This is a genomic window from Micromonospora sp. WMMD964, assembly GCF_029581455.1.
In the GTDB taxonomy this organism is placed as follows: domain Bacteria; phylum Actinomycetota; class Actinomycetes; order Mycobacteriales; family Micromonosporaceae; genus Micromonospora.
The window spans coordinates 1,567,815-1,582,932 of the sequence record NZ_CP120860.1; the positions used below are offsets into that span (position 1 = coordinate 1,567,815).

Consider the following 15,118-nt stretch of genomic DNA (forward strand, 5'->3'; position numbering starts at 1 on the left):
ACCCTGGGAGTCCAGGGCCGGACCGGGCGGGGAGGCTGGGTATGACGGTCGACCGTGACGTGATCGCGGAACACGAACAGGCACCACCCGACGAGGTGTCCAGGGCGACGGTGATCGCGTACGCCGTCGCGGCGGCACTCCTCGTCGGGTGGTTCCTCTTCGGGTGGCTGGTGCTCCAGCAGGGCTTCGTCGACTCGGTCGGGGAGTCCGCCGGCGCCGGCTTCGCACTACTTCTGATCATCTCGGTGGTCGGCACCGTACGCCGCAGCCGTAACCGCCGCTGACCGACAGCGCCCGCGGTGGCGCTGCCGGTCGACCGGGTCCGAGCCGGTCAGTCCGCCAGCACCGCCGCGGTGATCCGGTGCAGCGCGAACGTGTGCAGCATCTCGGTTCGTTCGTCCTCGGCGCGCAGGTAGCCGGCGCCGATCGAAACCGGTTTGACCAGGCGGGACGCGGTCGCCCCGTGTGCGTCGACGTAACCGACCCAGACCAGCGCCTTGTCCCGTACCGCCTGCTGGAGCACCGCCAGGGCCTCGCTGTGCGTGTGCGCCGGCACCGGGCCGCCGCCCAGCCCCGCCGCACCACCACGCACCACCGCCGGTGCCCGTCGGGCCGCCCGCGCCGCCGCCTCACCCCGCCGGATGTGCTCCACCACACCGAGCAGCCGGGGCATGGGCAGCTTCGGGGTGGCCAACGGGTCGAGTGTCCGAGTCGTCACCGACACCCGAGCCGGAGCCCGTCGGATCCGCGGCCGGGCCAGCACGGTGCTGCCGCTGCCGTCCTCCTGCACCGGGGCGTACCCGGCGTCGCGCAGCGCACTCAACAGCCGACCCACCTGGTACTGCGTGCACAGCACCGTCGGCGCGAGCCGACGCAACGCCAACGACTCCAGCCGACGGTCCGCCAGCACCTCACTGAGCAGCGCCTCGTCGTCGCTGCGCAGGTACGCCCCGGCCAGGCCCACCCGCAGCCCGCCGTGCTTACGGGCCACGTCGTCCACCAGGTAGGTGAGACCCTGCGGCACCGGGGTGCGGGACCGCCGTCGGAACACGTCGTGCAGGTCGTCGGCCGTGTAGCCGGAATCCAGCGCGCGTCGCACGCTCGCCGTGGTCACCCGGTGCACGCTGGCCCCGCCGGCGGATTCGAGTTCGGTCATCGCATCCAACTCGGCGGCGAGCGCCGGTTCGGGTGGGCCGGGCACCACCACGGTCAGGTCGGCCTGCACCAGGAAGTGGTCGACCGGTGCGGGCAGCAGCGCGTCCAACGCCCGGGCGGCACTGGACGGGTCACCGCTCTCGACGTCCGCGTGCACACCCAGCGGGTCCTCGCCGCCCCGCTCGTCGGTCGACGTCAGGTCACCCAGCAGCAGCCGACCGTAGGAGGTGAGCGCACCCAGCCCCGTGACGCCCAGCTGCGCGGCCTCGGCCAGCACCTCCCGGTGGGCGGCGTCCCGACCCCGACTGCGTCGGGGTGCCCGCCAGTCGAGCAGCGCCTGCACCTCGTCGGAGGTGGGGGCGGTCGCCGGCTCCAGATCGGCGAGCACGCCGAGCACGGCTCGCCGGACGCCGGGGACACTGGCCCGTTCGGCCTCGGAGGAGAGCGCGGTGATCGGCCGGTCCCGGTCGTCCCGGCGGCCGACCAGCCCCACCTGCCGCGTCATCGTCAACCAGGCTCGGGCCAACTGCTCCCAGCGTTGGGCCAGTGAGGCGGCCCGCCACACCTCGTACCCGCCGGTCGGCAGCACCTGCTGATCGGCCCCGTACCGGCCGGTCGCCGCGCCCGGCATCTCCAACTCGCCGAGGAGCCCCGCCGCGTACGCCACCTCCAGCAGCAGCGCCGTCGTCGGTTCGTCCAGCGCGGCGGTACGCGCCAACCGCCGCAGGTCCCGTACGCCGATGCCGCCCGAGCGCAGCACCGGCGCGGGCTCGTCGGCGAGCTGCTCCAGCAGCCCTTCGGTGTTCCGGACCACCTCCATCGTCTGCCCGGCGCCGGCCGAGTCGACGGCCTTCGGTTCACGCGGCGCCCCGGCGACCGCCGGTGGGCTGGTCCGCAGGGGCCCGAGGGGGCCACTGTCGCGGCGCAGCAGCAGGCCGACCTCGCGGGGCAACTCCACCGTGCCGCCGGCCGTCGACGAGCCGGTCGTCACGGGGACCAGCAGCCGATTGTCCACGAGCCACCGCACCGGGGAGCCTGCCGGGGCGCCACCGTTCGTCGGGTCGGAGAGCACCGGGTCCTGCGCACCGATCGGGGGCGCCTGCAACGCCCCCGGGGGCACACTGCCCACCGGAGGGCCGGCAGCCAGGCGGTCCAGGACCGCCCGGGCCGAGGGCGGGGCGGCGAGCAGCGTCCGGCGCAGTTTCGCCGGGTCCGCGCAGAGCGCGGCCGTGCGCGGGTCCAGCTCCGCGGCCGGTCGGCCGAGCCCAGCAGGGTACGGGGCGACTTCGTCGACGGCGGGCACCACCTCCAGCGCGTGCTCCGGGCCGTACAGCAGAAAAAGCGCACGCAACCGCCCCACGGCGGCCCGGACGGCCGTCGGAGCCGGCGGGTGCGGCCCGGAGGTCGCCATGGCCAGGACGGCGTCGGTGGCCGTGGTGCCGTCGTCCGGGTTCCGGGTGAGGCGGGCGGCGTCGAGGATCTGAAGGGTGAACTGGTCCAGCCCGTCCAGCGCACGTGCCACCGAGACGCGGGACTGGGCCCGGATGGCCAGGGCGGAGACGTCGGCCGGCACGGGCACGACGAGATCGGGCCGCAGCTGGAGCAGAGCGGCCAGGGAATCGTCGGGCAGCGACCGCAGGTGGTCGGCGAGTGAGGTGGTCATCGTCTTTCCACGCTAGCCCGGCAGCGGGCTTCCGCGCCCCTCGGACGTTCGGCCGGACGGGAGTCGCCGGGTACGTTTTCGGCATGCCCGCACTGACCGTCGGATTCGATCTCGACATGACCCTGGTCGACTCCCGCCCCGGCATCGCTGCGGCGTACCGCGCGCTGACCGCGAAGACCGGCGTGCCGATCGACGCCGAGCTGGCGGTGTCCCGCCTCGGGCCGCCGCTGCGTACCGAGATCGCGCACTGGTTCCCACCGGAGCAGGTCGAGTCGGCCGTGCTCGTGTACCGCGAGCTGTACCCGGCGTACGCGATCACCCCGACGCTCCTGCTGCCCGGCGCGCGGGAGTCCATCGACGCGATCCGTGCGCGGGGTGGGCGGGTGCTGGTCGTCACGTCCAAGATCGGCCGGCTGGCCCGGTTGCACCTGGACCACCTCGGTCTCGAGGTCGACGAGTTGGCCGGCGACCTGTTCGCCGAGCAGAAGGCGACCGCCCTCCGCGAGCACGGCGCCACCCACTACGTCGGTGACCATGTCGCGGACATGGTGGCGGCGGCAGCGGCCGGGGTGCCCGGGATCGGGGTCGCGAGCGGTCCGTGCTCGCGGGATGAGCTGCGCTCGGCCGGGGCGGAACTGGTGCTGGATCGGCTCACCGAATTCCCAGCGGCACTCGACGGCATGATCCAGCTAGCCTTGGAGCAGTAGCGGCTCAAGTGAAGCAGGGGTTTTCAGGTGCCTACGGGTCGAGTGAAGTGGTACGACACGGCCAAGGGATACGGCTTCGTCACGAGTGACGAGGGCGGGGACGTGTTCCTGCCCAAGGGGGCGTTGCCGGCGGGTGTCACCGACCTCAAGGGTGGCCAACGGGTCGACTTCAGCGTGGTGGACAGCCGTCGGGGCGCGCAGGCCATGGGAGTCAAGCTGCTGGACGCACCGCCGTCGATGGCGGAGTTGCGCCGTCGACCGGCCGAGGAGTTGCACGGCCTGGTCGAAGACATGATCAAGGTGCTGGAGGCCAAGGTCCAGCCCGACCTGCGCCGGGGCCGGTACCCGGACAAGAAGACCGCGCAGAAGATCGCTCAGCTGGTCCACGCGGTGGCGCGCGAGCTGGAGGTCTGAGGCACCAGGCCGGCGGTGGCGGCCCGGTCGAGCAGTGCCGCCACCGCGGCGAAACCGGCCTCTCCCAGGTCCGCGGTGAACTCGTTGACGTAGAGGCCGATGTGCCGGTCCACCACGTCGAGTTCCATCTCCTGGGCGTGCGCCAACACGTACTCCCGGCTGGCGGCCGGGTCCGCCCACGCCTGCCGGACGGACTCGCGGATCCAGCCTGCCGCGGCCTCCGGATCGACGGCGCCGCGTCGGGCCAGGATCGCACCGAGTGGAATGGGCAGGCCGGTGTCGGCCTCCCACCACTCGCCGAGGTCGACAAGCGCGCTCAGACCGTGCCGGTGGTAGGTGAACCGGGCCTCGTGGATGACCAACCCGGCGTCGTAGCGGCCGGCCGCGACGCCCGGCATGATCTCGTGGAACGGGACCACCTCGATCCGGGCCGGCGGCTGCCCGGCCGACCAGAGCCGGAAAAGCAGGTACGCGGTGGTCCGATCGCCCGGCACCGCGACCGTGGCGCCGGTCAGGTCGGTGCGGTCGCCCCTGGTGAGCACCAGCGGGCCACAGCCCCGGCCGAGCGCGCCGCCGCAGGGCAGCAGGTGGTAGTCGTCGAGCAGCCAGGGCAGCGCCGCGAAGCTCACCTTGACCAGGTCGAAGGCGCCCCGCTCGGCCGCCGTGTTGGTCACGTCCACGTCCGCGTACGTCACCTCGACCGGCGGTGCACCGGGGACCCGCCCGTGCACCAGCGCGTGGAAGACGAACGTGTCGTTGGGGCAGGGCGAGATCGCCAGGGAGAGCGCCACGCCCCTCACGTTAGCCCTGCCCCCGCCTCGCGGCCCGCGCCCACCCCGGCCACTGTGATCCGTGACGGCCTGAAGGGCTCGGCCTGGCCCGGCCCGGCCCGGCCCGGCCCGGCCCGGCCCGGCCCGGCCCGGTCTGGTCTGGTCTGGTCGGCGGCGAGGACGGTCGACCAGGCCAGCTGGGAACATGCCTCGGGCTTCCTTTGGAGCTGATGTCGTAGACGAATCGCACCGGGCGGGGCTGCTCCGGAGAATGCCGCGCCGGATGCGCCTCGCCGGTGCCGCACTGCGGCCGCGCCGGGCCGGATCGGAGCGCGTCTCGTTCGTGTCGCGTCTTGCTCGTGCGCGTCTCGCTTGTGCGGTGCCGTCCGCGGTGCGTCCTGCAGGGCGGTGCCGCTGGCCGCGGTCAGGTTGTGCGGTCTTGGGCAGCGCGGTCATGGGGATGGGTCGGCGCACTGATGTCGCAAACGATTCAGCTCCAAAGGGCCTGCGGAGTGACCGTCCACCGGCCCGGGAGCTTTTCCACAGGGTTATCCACAGCTCTGGCGTGGCTGTTGATAGCCAGGTGACCGCCAGGGAACATCGACCTGTGACCGAGGCCGACCGCACGGGAGACGCCGGCGAAACCGATCTCGGCCGGGCTCTGCGAGCTCTGCGCCGTCGCGCCGACCTCAGTCAGCGGGAGTTGGCCGAGAAATCCGGAGTGCCGCAGCCGACGCTGGCTCGGATCGAGTCGGGGCGCGCGGTCGATCCCCGGTTCCGGACGGTGGAGCGTCTCGTCCGGGCGGCGGGTGGGGAGCTGGCCGTCGGTGTGCCGGCGACCCCCGTCATCACCGACCCGACCCCTGTTCCGCACGACGACATGCGGGACGATGCCGGGCGGCGCTACCCGGCTCACCTGGACGTCTGGCCGGTCTACGAGCCTCGGGACTGGCCGGGTGCCTGGTGGGCGGAGTGGTACCGGTTGCCGCCCGAGCGATACCCACTTCCGCTGCCACCGGCCGCGTACGAACTGAACCGGCGTTACCGGGACAACCGGCGGTGGGGCGCCGAGGTCCGTCGGGCGGTCCGGGTTCGCCGTCTCGTGGGCGATCTGCCGGCCGCCTGCTGGCGGTACGTCGCCGAGTTGCCCGACGGGCAGTCGGTCGGGGAACTGCGGGCGCATGAGCGGAGTCCCCACCTTGAGCGAGGGGAGTGGCACCCCGGTATGGCGGAGCGGGAGATGGTGCTCGACGGTGTGCTGGTCGATCCCCGGTACCGACGGCTGGGGCTCGGACGTCGGCTGGTCACGGCTCTGCTCACCGACATGCGCGCGGCGGGTGTCGAGGACGCCGCCGCGCTTGCCGAGGACGCCGGCATCGACCTACTGCTGGCCTGCGGCTTCGAGATCGAGGCCCGCCGGCCCGCCGCGCTACGGCTGGGCGGCACCCGACGGCAGAGCTACGGCTGAGCCGCTGGCAGAGCTACGGCTGAGCGGCCCCTGCTCAGCGCAGCGCGGGCGCCGCGACGGTCAGGGCGGCGAGGGCTTCGCGCAGTCGCCAGGCGTCACGGTCGCGCGGGCCGATCGGGTTGGAGATGGTGCGTAGCTCGGCGAAGGGCACCCCGGCCTGGGCGGCGGCGACGGCCACCCCGTACCCCTCCATGGCCTCGGCGACCGCCTCCGGGTGCCTGCGGCGCAGCTCCCGCGTGCCGGCTTCGCTGCCGGTGACCGTGCTGACGGTGAGTACCGGCCCGGTCGTGGCCGCCGGGAGTGCGGCCCGCAGTGCCGCCAGCAGGGCCTGGTCGGCCGGCACCACGCCGCCGACGCCCAGCATCGCCGGCGGCATGCCCAACTCGTCGACGGGGATGAAGCCGTCCGGTGACTCCGCGCCCAGGTCGGCGGCGATGCTGACGGTGCCGAGCACGGTGTCGCCGACCTCGGCCCGCCCGGTGAAGCCGCCGGCCACGCCGGCGCTGACCACCGCACGGTACGGGCGGCCGGCGGCCTCGGCCAGCGCCAGCAGTCGGGCGGTGGCGGCACCGGCGACGGCGGGGCCCACGCCGACCGGCGCGACGGTCACGGGGTGGTCGGCCAGGCCGGCGCGGACCGCGTCCGCTTCGGCGGGGACCGCCGTCACCACCAGCAGGCCGGTCACGAGACCGAGCCGGGGGATTCGCGGCGGGTCTCGTCCTCCGCCCCGCCACCCGGACCTCCGACAGCCGAGGACGGACGGTAGATGTGGTAGCCCGGAGGGGCCAGGCTCGGGTCGTCGTACTGCGATGAGGTCGCCGGGGCCGGCGAGGTGGGCGCGACATCGGCGGGCTCGTCGGCCGGTTCGTCCTCGGTCAGCTCGTCGTCACCGAGCGGTCGGCCGGCCAGCTTCTCGCCGCGCAACCGGGCGGCCACCAGCACACCCCTGATCGCCGCCAGGACGCCGACCCCGGCGGCCACCGCGATGCCCATCCGACCGTTGAACGGCACCAGCCCCAAGCCTCCGCCGGCGACGAAGGCGAGCATCAGCACCGTCTCCGAATGGGCGAAGGAACTCGCCCGCAGCCGCTCCGGGATGCGCTCCTGGATCGAGGCGTCCACGGCCAGCTTCGCTATCCCGCTGACCAGGGCCGCGACCAGGCAGAGCAGGGCGACCATCACCAGCGAGAACTGGATGACGGCGAGGACCGCCACGCCCGCCACGATGATCATGCTGCTGGACTGGATGGCGGTCGGCCGGTGGATGCGCAGACGGGTGCCGATGGCGGTGGCCAGGAACGTGCCGACCGCGAGCGCGCCGCCGACCACACCCAACGCCCACTCGGCGCCCAGCTCCCGGCCGAACGCCACGGTGGTCAGGTCGCCCTTCTTGATCGCGAAGGCGAGGAAGAGCAGCAGGAAGCCGTACACCGCGCGGAGCATCGCGGCCCCGACCAGCGTGGCGATCACCAACCGGCCGGCCGGACGGCCCCGGCCGAGGGGCCGGTCGCCCCGGTTGCGGCCCAGCGCGCGCAGCGGCCGGGGCACCCGCTCCGGCGGCTCCGAGTCGGCCTTCGGCGGCAGGCGCAGGGAGATCACCATGCCGACCAGGAAGATCACCGACGCGACGCGCAGCGGCCACTGCGGCCCGAACCAGAACGCGGCCAACCCGATCGGCGCGACGAGCGCGCCCGCGACCGTGCCGTAGACGCTGGCCCGGGCACCCACCTGGGACAGACCGAGGCCCTCCGGCAACAACCGGGGCACGGCCGCGGAGCGGGCCACGCCGTACGCGCGGGACAGCGCGAGCACCCCGAACGCGGCCGGATAGAGCCCGAACCCGTGGATGTAGTCGGAGATCAACCAGGCCAGGAACGCGCGGCCCAGCATCGTGGCGGCCAGCGCGTACCGCCGGCCGTGCCGGAAGTGGTCCAGCAGCGGGCCCACCACGGGAGCGAGCATGGCGAACGGCACCATGGTCACCAGCAGGTAGAGCGCGACCTTGCTGCGAGCCTCGCCCAGCGGCACGTTGAAGAAGATCGTCCCGGCCAGGCCGATGGCGATCAGGGTGTCACCGGCGCAGGAGAGCGCGTGCAGGTCGAACAGGCGCACCATGCCCACCTCGCCACCGGCGCCCCGGGCCCGGGCCCGACCGGCCCGGCGGGTCACCCACCGGCCGCTGCCCACCGAACCGCGGAACAGCAGGCGGACGGCGCGAATGCCGGTGCCGACCGTCCGCCCGAGGAGGGATCGCTCGGAGCGGGAGTACGACGGCATGTGCACCATCCTCGCCCATCTGATCCGGGTACGCCCACAGCACTGCGCGGAAAGGTTCCCCGGGAGTCCCTGTCACCCGTGCGGGGCGCATGGGGAACAATGGTCGGGTGACCAGGCCCGCCTCCACCCGTGCCGCCCGTCTCGACCAGGTCTGCGCCGCCGCCGTCGAGGTGGCCCGTGCCGGCATCACCGAGGTCGGCGCCGACGATGTCGGCGACCACCTGCAGGTCGTGGCCGAAGGTGACCGACTGGTCACCCACTACTTCGAATGCCGTCTCGCCGGTTACCGGGGTTGGCGCTGGGCGGTCACCGTCACCCGGGTGTCGCGCAGCAAGACGGTGACCATCTGCGAGACGGTGTTGCTGCCCGGGCCCGACGCGCTCCTCGCGCCCGGCTGGCTGCCCTGGCAGGAGCGGCTCAAGCCGGGCGATCTGGGTCCGGGTGACCTGCTCCCGACTCCGCCGGACGACGACCGGTTGGTCCCCGGCTACCTGCTCTCCGACGACCCGGCGGTCGAGGAGACCGCGTGGGAGTTGGGCCTCGGGCGGGCGCGGGTGTTCTCCCGCGAGGGCCGCATGGAGGCGGCACAGCGCTGGTACGACGGCGACCACGGCCCCGACGCGCCGATCTCCACCGCCGCGCCGGCCGCCGCCCGCTGCGGCAGCTGCGGTTTCTACCTGCCGCTGGCCGGTGCGATGCGGCAGGCGTTCGGGGCGTGCGGCAACTTCTTCGCCCCGGACGACGGTCGGGTGGTGAGCGCCGACCACGGTTGCGGTGCGCACTCCGAGACGCTCATCGAGGCGGCCGAGACCGCTGTCGAAGAGCTACCCACGGTGTACGACGACAGCGCGGTGGAGGCCATGTCGGTCAGTCGCGCCCCGGGCTCGGTGGAGGCCGCCGAGCCGGCGGAGCCGTACGGGCACTCCTGATCGTTCGCTCGCGGGGTCAGCTCGCGCGGCGGCGGCGTCGGTTGGCGTCGTGCCGCATCATCACGGCGAGCCCCGGGAAGCCCCACAGGAAACCGGCGAGGCAGGTCCAGAGCCAGTTCTGGTGACCGTGGTCGGTCAGCCAACCCCGGAAGAAGATCAGCAGGACCAGCCCGGCCACCGCCCACGCGACCAACCCGGCGACTGCGAACGGCACCATCGGTGGGTCCAGCGGTGCGGGCCGCGGTGGTTGCTCGTTCGGCATTCGGCAAGCGTACGCGACTGACTTCCCCTGCCCGTCGCTGATCTGGGACGATGCGCGCGACAACCGGAAGATCACCTGCGAGGACCTGATGGCAGTAGCGCCGCCCGAGAACGGCACACCTCCCAACCCCGCTCAACCGCGTAACGGCTTCGACCGGTTCTTCGAAATCTCCGCCCGTGGCTCGACGATGAGCCGTGAGGTACGCGGTGGCCTGGCGACCTTCTTCACGATGGCGTACATCGTGGTGCTCAACCCGTTGATCCTGGGTGGTGCCGTCGACGGTGACGGCAAGACCCTCCCGATTCCCGCGCTGGCTGCCGCGACCGCGCTGGTCGCCGGCCTGATGACCATCCTGATGGGTGTCGTCGGCCGGTTCCCGTTGGCGCTCGCCGCCGGTCTGGGCGTCAACGCGCTGGTGGCGTACGAGATCGCCCCCGAGATGACCTGGGCCGACGCGATGGGCCTGGTGGTGATCGAGGGTGTGATCATCGCGGTGCTGGTGTTGACCGGTCTGCGGACCGCTGTGTTCCGTGCGGTACCGACCCAGATGAAGACCGCGATCGGCGTCGGTATCGGTCTGTTCCTGACCATCATCGGCCTGGTGGACGCCGGTTTCGTCAGGCGGATCCCGGACGAGGCCAACACCACGGTCCCGGTCGGTCTGGGCATCGGCGGCAAGCTGGTGAGCTGGCCGATGCTGGTCTTCGTGGTGGGTCTGCTGATCACCCTGGTGCTGGTGGTCCGCCGGGTGCGGGGGGCGATCCTGATCGGCATCCTCGCCTCGACGGTGCTGGCGGTGATCGTGGAGGCGATCGGCGACATCGGCCCGTCGTTCGTCAACGGTCAACCCAACCCGAAGGGTTGGTCGCTGAACGTGCCGGAGCTGCCGAAGACGGTTGTGGACCTGCCCGACCTGTCGTTGCTCGGCAAGTTCAACGTGCTCGACTCGTGGGGTCGGGCCGGCTGGTTGGTCGTGCTGATGTTCGTCTTCACGCTGCTGATCACGGACTTCTTCGACACCATGGGCACGATGGTGGCCGTCGGCCAGGAGGGTGGCCTGCTCGACGAGAAGGGCACCCCGCCGCGGACCAAGGAGATCCTGCTCGTCGACTCGATCGCCGCGGCGGCCGGTGGCGCGGCCAGCACGTCCAGTAACACGTCGTACATCGAGAGTGCCGCCGGTGTCGCGGAGGGCGCCCGGACCGGTGTGGCCAACCTGGTCACCGGCGTGCTCTTCCTGTTGGCGATGTTCCTGGCGCCGTTGGTGGTGATCGTGCCGTTCGAGGCGGCCTCGACGGCCCTGGTGGTCGTCGGTTTCCTGATGATGACCGCGGTGCGGACCATCGACTGGTCCGACTACGAGATCGCGATCCCGGCGTTCCTCACCATCGTGTTGATGCCGTTCACCTACTCGATCTCCAACGGGATCGGCGCCGGCCTGATCACCTTCGTGGTCGTCAAGCTGGCCAAGGGCAAGGCCCGCGAGATCCACCCGCTGCTGTACGGGGTGGCCGCGTTGTTCGTGCTGTACTTCCTGCGCGGGCCGATCGAGTCCCTGGTGCTCTGACGTGGGGCCGGGCGGGGGGTCGAACGGGATTTCCCCGCCCGGAACAGCACTGATGTCCTCGTGAGCCCGGTCATAAGAGATGTCGTTAGCCAGGCTCATTAGTTAAGCTAACTAACGTGATGGAGCGGACGGTGACGGCGGAACGCGTGCCACCGGCGCAACTGGCTCCCCAGTTGCGTGATGCGATCACCCGACTCAACCGGCGGGTCCGCCAGGCCCGACCGGTCGGCGACCTCACGGTCACCCAGGTTTCCGCGCTCACCAGCCTGCGGCTGGCGGGCGCGCTGACGCCCCGGGAGCTGGCCGACGTGGAGCGGGTGCAGCCACCGACGATGACCAAGATCGTCGGAAAGTTGGAGGACCGCGGCCTCGTCCGGCGGACACCCCACCCGACCGACGGCCGGCAGGTCATCCTCGCGGCGACCGAAGGGGGGCAGGCCGTGCTCGACCAGTTCGAGCGGGCCCGCGACGAATGGCTGGCCCACCGGCTGGCCGCGCTCGACGAGGACGAACGGGAGACCCTGCTCAGGGCCGCCCAGCTTCTTCAGCAGCTCGCTCGCGCCTGAGCCGCGCCCGCGCCAGCGGGTCCGTGCCGTCACCTGTCGATGACGTGTACGTCCTGAAGGAGGCGCACCAAGAGTGCAGGCCAAGCTGAGCACGATGTTCCAGTCCCTACAGGTCCGCAACTACCGCCTCTTCGCATCCGGGCAGCTGATCAAACTGATCGGCGTCTGGATGATGTTCATCGCCCAGGACTGGCTCGTCCTCGAGCTCTCCGACAACTCGGCGACCGCGCTCGGGGTGGTCACCGCGTGTCAGTTCACCCCGGTTCTGCTGCTCACCCTGCTCTCCGGACGGCTCGCCGACCGGTACGACAAGCGGGTGCTGCTCTTCGCCGCCAACTCGTTCTGGAGCCTGCTGGCGCTCGGCATGTCCGTGCTGGTCCTCACCGACCTGGTGCAGCTCTGGCACGTCTTCGCCTTCGCCGCGCTGCTCGGCACGGCCAACGCCGTCGAGACCCCGGTCCGCCAGTCGTTCGTCTCCGAACTCGTCGGCACGCCGCTGCTGCCCAACGCGCTGTCGCTGAACGCCGCCGTGTTCAACTCCGCCCGGATCGTCGGCCCGGCCGTCGCCGGCCTGGCCATCGCCGCGTTCGACGTCGGCCCGGTGTTCCTGTTCACCGCTCTCAGCTCCGTCGCGCCCCTGGTCAACGTCGTCCGGATGCGGACGTCCGAGCTGCACCGCGACGCCCTGCTGCCGCGTGACGAGCGGGCGTCCGCACGGGTCGTCGACGGTCTGCGGTACGTGTGGCGTCGACCCGACCTGCTGCTGCCGATGGCGGTCATGTCGGTGATCGGCATGTCGTTGTTCAACTTCCAGCTCACCCTGGCCGCTTTGGCGAAGACCGTCTTCAACACCGGCGCGGCCTCGTTCGGCCTGTTCAGCACGGCGCTGGCCGTCGGTGCGCTCGGCGGCGCGCTCAGTGGCACCGGTCGGCGCACTCGCCCGTCGGTGTGGCTGGTGCTCGGTGCGGCGATCGCCTGCGCCGGCTTCGGCACCCTGGTCGGCCTCGCCTCGGTGTACTGGCTGGTCGTGGTCCTGCTGGTGCCGACCGGCTTCTGCATGGTCTTCTTCGCCCAGGCCGCCAACCAGCGCATCCAGATGGGCGTGGACGCGGCCTTCCGGGGTCGGGTGATGGCCCTGTGGGTGCTGGTGTTCCTGGGGACCAACCCGGTGGGCGCGCCGCTGATCGGCTGGGTCGCGGAGACCTACGGCGCGGGTGCCAGCATCTGGATGGGCGGGCTGATCTCGTTGTCCGCCGCGCTGATCGCTCTCACCTGGCAGCTGCGCCGCTCCGGCGCCCGGGTGCGCTTCCGGGTGCTGCCGATGCCCCGCTTCTACGTCACGTCCACCGACTGCTGACGTGCGGAACTCCGTCCGCGCCATCCGCGTTCTTCAGCGGATGGCGCGGATGCGCGCAAACCGCTGGCGAGGGGGCACGATGGGGCCTAGCGTCGATGTGTGGGAGTCGAACGCGCGCTGATGCTGGCCCTGGCGCTCCTCGCCGTGGCCAGTCTTCCGGCGGCATTCGCCCTGCTCTTCTGCTATGACGAGATCCTCGATCGGACGGTCTGTGGCTGGTCCGAGTGGCGTGAGCGTCGACAGGCGAAACGCACCATCGCGCGCCTCGACCGGGCCATCGAGGCCGACGCGTTGACCCGGGACATCGACCTCAGCGCCTTCGACCGCACCGACCGTCGGCCCCTGGAGCAGCTCGCCGCCGATCTGCGGCGTCTCGGCGGTCAACGGCTCGGTGGCGCCGGCCGGCCGATGGTCTGGCACGGCGCGCTGGTCCAGGCGTACGACGACCGGCTCCGCCTCGCCTGCCGAGCCCTCGGCATCACCGAGCACCTCGGCGAGTTGGACGGCGTCGACCAGGAGATCGAGCGGGTCCGGGTAGAGGGTGTGCTGCACGCCGCCGGGCTGAGCCTCCCCGCCGCGAGGGCCGGGCACTGGCAGCGGCACCGCTGAGCGTGCGGCTGTTCGTCGCGGTCGACCCGTCTGTGGCGGCGGTCAACCATCTCGGCACTCGGCTGACCCGGATGCGCGTCACGGCGGCGGCCGCCGCCGGTGTCGACGTCCGGCTCGCCGACCCGGCCCACCTGCATGTCACAGTGGCCTTCCTCGGTGCGGTCGAGGCCGCCCGGCTGGTCGAGGTGGAGAGCGCGCTCGGGCTGGCCACCGAGTGGTTCCGTGACCGCCGCGACGCGGCGCCCCGGCTCAGTCTCGGCGGCGGCGGTCGGTTCGGCCAGGGACGGTCCACGGTGCTCTGGGTGGACCTACAGGGTGACGTCGAGGCCCTGCACCTGCTGGCCGGGGAGATCCGGACCCGACTGGGACACGCCGGGCTGCCGTACGACGAGAAGCCGTTCCGGCCGCACCTCACCGTCGCCCGGCCCGGCGACCGGATGACCCCGGCGGATGTCGAGGCCGACCGGGCGAACCTCGACGACTACCGCGGCCCGGAGTGGCCGGTGCCCGAGCTGCTGCTGATGCGCAGCCACCTCGACGCGCGGCCGGCACGCTACGAACGACTCGCCGCCTGGCCGCTCTGACCGCGACGCGACCGGCCGGACGGCCATTCTCATCCCTGGCCGGGACGTGGCCGGGCAGCGTCGCCGGTCGTCCTCTCCGCTCTGGTGTGGAGGATCTCGCGGGCCTGTTCGGCGGCGCGGACCATGCTCTCGCTGATGAAATCGAGGAAGCGGGCGATGTTCTCCAGGCGGGCGGCGGCGGGGGTGTGCGGGCCGAGCAGGGCGACGCCTCGCCGCGCGGTCTCCACGAGCTGGTCGTTGGCGCGCGCGCTGGTGATGGTGGCCTGGTAGAAGAGCTCATCGTCGACGAGGTAGCGATCGCGGCGACGTTCGTCGCGTTCCCGGCGGACCAGGCTCTGGCCTTCCAGGAACGTGATCGCTTTGGAGATCGACGCCGGGCTGACCTGGAGGCGCTGGGCGAGCTGGGATGCGGTGAGGCTGCCCGCGTCGGTGGTGTACAGGCAGGTCAGCACGCGGGCCGCCATCTTGGTCAGGCCCGACGCCATGAGGACTGTGGTGAAGGTTTCCTCGTATTCGGCAACCGCCTCGGCGTCCCGTCCACGCGGTTGGAGAACCGACTCCGTACCGGCGGTGACCTGCCTGCGCCGGTGGGCGCGGCGTTCGGTGGCGCGGTGGGCCAGATCGGCGCGGTACGCGGTGGGGCCGCCGTTGCGCATGACCTCCCGCGTGACCGTCGAGGTGGGACGGTTGATCCGCCGCGCTATCTCCGCGTAGGGGAGGCTGTCGCCCAGCCCCAGCGCGATCTGCTGGCGTTCCTGCTGGCTGAGCCTGCCTCCCGGCATCGCGATCT

Annotated in this window: 16 protein-coding genes; 10 read left to right on the forward strand and 6 right to left on the reverse strand. The window is 72.2% G+C overall.

Translation table 11 applies throughout. The features are described from left to right. Positions 1–41 precede the first annotated feature (41 nt). Positions 42–284: a hypothetical protein gene (locus O7616_RS07370; RefSeq protein ID WP_282306150.1), complete on the forward strand. Its 243-nt coding sequence runs from the start codon at positions 42–44 to the stop codon at positions 282–284. Between the two features lie 47 nt (positions 285–331). On the opposite strand, the gene O7616_RS07375 is transcribed toward O7616_RS07370, so the two are convergent. Further along, positions 332–2,818, reverse strand: a complete 2,487-nt coding sequence (locus O7616_RS07375; protein WP_282306151.1) for a helicase-associated domain-containing protein — start codon at positions 2,816–2,818, stop codon at positions 332–334. 83 nt (positions 2,819–2,901) lie between these two features. Here O7616_RS07375 and O7616_RS07380 point away from each other — a divergent pair, with 83 nt between their 5' ends. Together O7616_RS07380 and O7616_RS07385 are read left to right on the forward strand one after the other, a co-directional pair. After that, complete coding sequence (locus tag O7616_RS07380; protein ID WP_282306152.1) at positions 2,902–3,525, forward strand: HAD hydrolase-like protein; 624 nt, start codon at positions 2,902–2,904, stop codon at positions 3,523–3,525. Positions 3,526–3,552: 27 nt separating this feature from the next. After that, a complete protein-coding gene (locus tag O7616_RS07385; protein ID WP_088986676.1) occupies positions 3,553–3,939 on the forward strand; it encodes a cold shock domain-containing protein in 387 nt (128 codons plus the stop codon). Here the strand turns inward: O7616_RS07385 and O7616_RS07390 are convergent. Then, positions 3,900–4,730, reverse strand: a complete 831-nt coding sequence (locus O7616_RS07390) for a 1,4-dihydroxy-6-naphthoate synthase (RefSeq protein WP_282262976.1) — start codon at positions 4,728–4,730, stop codon at positions 3,900–3,902. The two genes, O7616_RS07385 and O7616_RS07390, sit on opposite strands and share 40 nt — an antisense overlap. Positions 4,731–5,316: 586 nt before the next feature. Between O7616_RS07390 and O7616_RS07395 the strand changes: the two genes are divergently transcribed. Beyond that, positions 5,317–6,177: a GNAT family N-acetyltransferase gene (locus O7616_RS07395; protein WP_282306153.1), complete on the forward strand. Its 861-nt coding sequence runs from the start codon at positions 5,317–5,319 to the stop codon at positions 6,175–6,177. Positions 6,178–6,211: 34 nt separating this feature from the next. On the opposite strand, the gene O7616_RS07400 is transcribed toward O7616_RS07395, so the two are convergent. Continuing rightward, positions 6,212–6,862: a futalosine hydrolase gene (locus tag O7616_RS07400; RefSeq protein WP_282306154.1), complete on the reverse strand. Its 651-nt coding sequence runs from the start codon at positions 6,860–6,862 to the stop codon at positions 6,212–6,214. Next, positions 6,859–8,454 carry an MFS transporter gene (locus O7616_RS07405; RefSeq protein ID WP_282306155.1) on the reverse strand — a complete coding sequence of 532 codons (1,596 nt, stop codon included), beginning with the start codon at positions 8,452–8,454 and terminating at the stop codon, positions 6,859–6,861. Before O7616_RS07405 ends, O7616_RS07400 begins: the two co-directional genes overlap by 4 nt. 89 nt (positions 8,455–8,543) lie before the next feature. Between O7616_RS07405 and O7616_RS07410 the strand changes: the two genes are divergently transcribed. Then, entirely contained in the window at positions 8,544–9,383 is an 840-nt protein-coding gene (locus tag O7616_RS07410; RefSeq protein ID WP_282262972.1) for a DUF3027 domain-containing protein, read from the forward strand. A gap of 16 nt (positions 9,384–9,399) precedes the next feature. Here O7616_RS07410 and O7616_RS07415 read toward each other — a convergent pair whose 3' ends face one another. Continuing rightward, positions 9,400–9,645 (reverse strand): DUF2530 domain-containing protein, encoded by a 246-nt coding sequence (locus O7616_RS07415; protein WP_282262970.1) that lies wholly within the window; start codon positions 9,643–9,645, stop codon positions 9,400–9,402. 88 nt (positions 9,646–9,733) lie between these two features. Between O7616_RS07415 and O7616_RS07420 the strand changes: the two genes are divergently transcribed. The 5 genes from O7616_RS07420 to thpR all read left to right on the forward strand — a co-directional run bounded on the left by O7616_RS07420 (position 9,734) and on the right by thpR (position 14,328). Then, positions 9,734–11,212, forward strand: coding sequence for an NCS2 family permease (locus tag O7616_RS07420; RefSeq protein ID WP_282306156.1), 1,479 nt, complete (start codon positions 9,734–9,736; stop codon positions 11,210–11,212). 116 nt (positions 11,213–11,328) lie between these two features. Further along, on the forward strand, positions 11,329–11,778 hold the full coding sequence (locus tag O7616_RS07425; protein WP_282262967.1) for a MarR family transcriptional regulator: 450 nt from the start codon (positions 11,329–11,331) through the stop codon (positions 11,776–11,778). A 73-nt stretch (positions 11,779–11,851) separates the two neighbouring features. Beyond that, positions 11,852–13,135: an MFS transporter gene (locus O7616_RS07430; protein ID WP_282306157.1), complete on the forward strand. Its 1,284-nt coding sequence runs from the start codon at positions 11,852–11,854 to the stop codon at positions 13,133–13,135. 99 nt (positions 13,136–13,234) lie between these two features. Next, the gene (locus O7616_RS07435) at positions 13,235–13,744 is read left to right on the forward strand and encodes a hypothetical protein (protein ID WP_282262963.1); all 510 of its coding nucleotides are present in this window, start codon (positions 13,235–13,237) and stop codon (positions 13,742–13,744) included. A gap of 2 nt (positions 13,745–13,746) precedes the next feature. After that, positions 13,747–14,328 (forward strand): RNA 2',3'-cyclic phosphodiesterase, encoded by a 582-nt coding sequence (thpR, locus tag O7616_RS07440; RefSeq protein ID WP_282306158.1) that lies wholly within the window; start codon positions 13,747–13,749, stop codon positions 14,326–14,328. A gap of 29 nt (positions 14,329–14,357) precedes the next feature. Here the strand turns inward: thpR and O7616_RS07445 are convergent, their stop codons facing one another. Next, positions 14,358–15,110 carry a helix-turn-helix domain-containing protein gene (locus O7616_RS07445; RefSeq protein ID WP_282306159.1) on the reverse strand — a complete coding sequence of 251 codons (753 nt, stop codon included), beginning with the start codon at positions 15,108–15,110 and terminating at the stop codon, positions 14,358–14,360. Between the last annotated feature and the right edge of the window lie 8 nt (positions 15,111–15,118).

Coding starts and splice junctions, on each gene's coding strand:
- O7616_RS07370 (WP_282306150.1), top strand. CDS start 42: ATGACGGTCGACCGTGACGTGATCGCGGAACACGAACAGGCACCACCC.
- O7616_RS07445 (WP_282306159.1), bottom strand. CDS start 15,110: ATGCCGGGAGGCAGGCTCAGCCAGCAGGAACGCCAGCAGATCGCGCTG.
- O7616_RS07405 (WP_282306155.1), bottom strand. CDS start 8,454: ATGCCGTCGTACTCCCGCTCCGAGCGATCCCTCCTCGGGCGGACGGTC.
- O7616_RS07375 (WP_282306151.1), bottom strand. CDS start 2,818: ATGACCACCTCACTCGCCGACCACCTGCGGTCGCTGCCCGACGATTCC.
- O7616_RS07410 (WP_282262972.1), top strand. CDS start 8,544: ATGGGGAACAATGGTCGGGTGACCAGGCCCGCCTCCACCCGTGCCGCC.
- O7616_RS07380 (WP_282306152.1), top strand. CDS start 2,902: ATGCCCGCACTGACCGTCGGATTCGATCTCGACATGACCCTGGTCGAC.
- O7616_RS07415 (WP_282262970.1), bottom strand. CDS start 9,645: ATGCCGAACGAGCAACCACCGCGGCCCGCACCGCTGGACCCACCGATG.
- O7616_RS07420 (WP_282306156.1), top strand. CDS start 9,734: ATGGCAGTAGCGCCGCCCGAGAACGGCACACCTCCCAACCCCGCTCAA.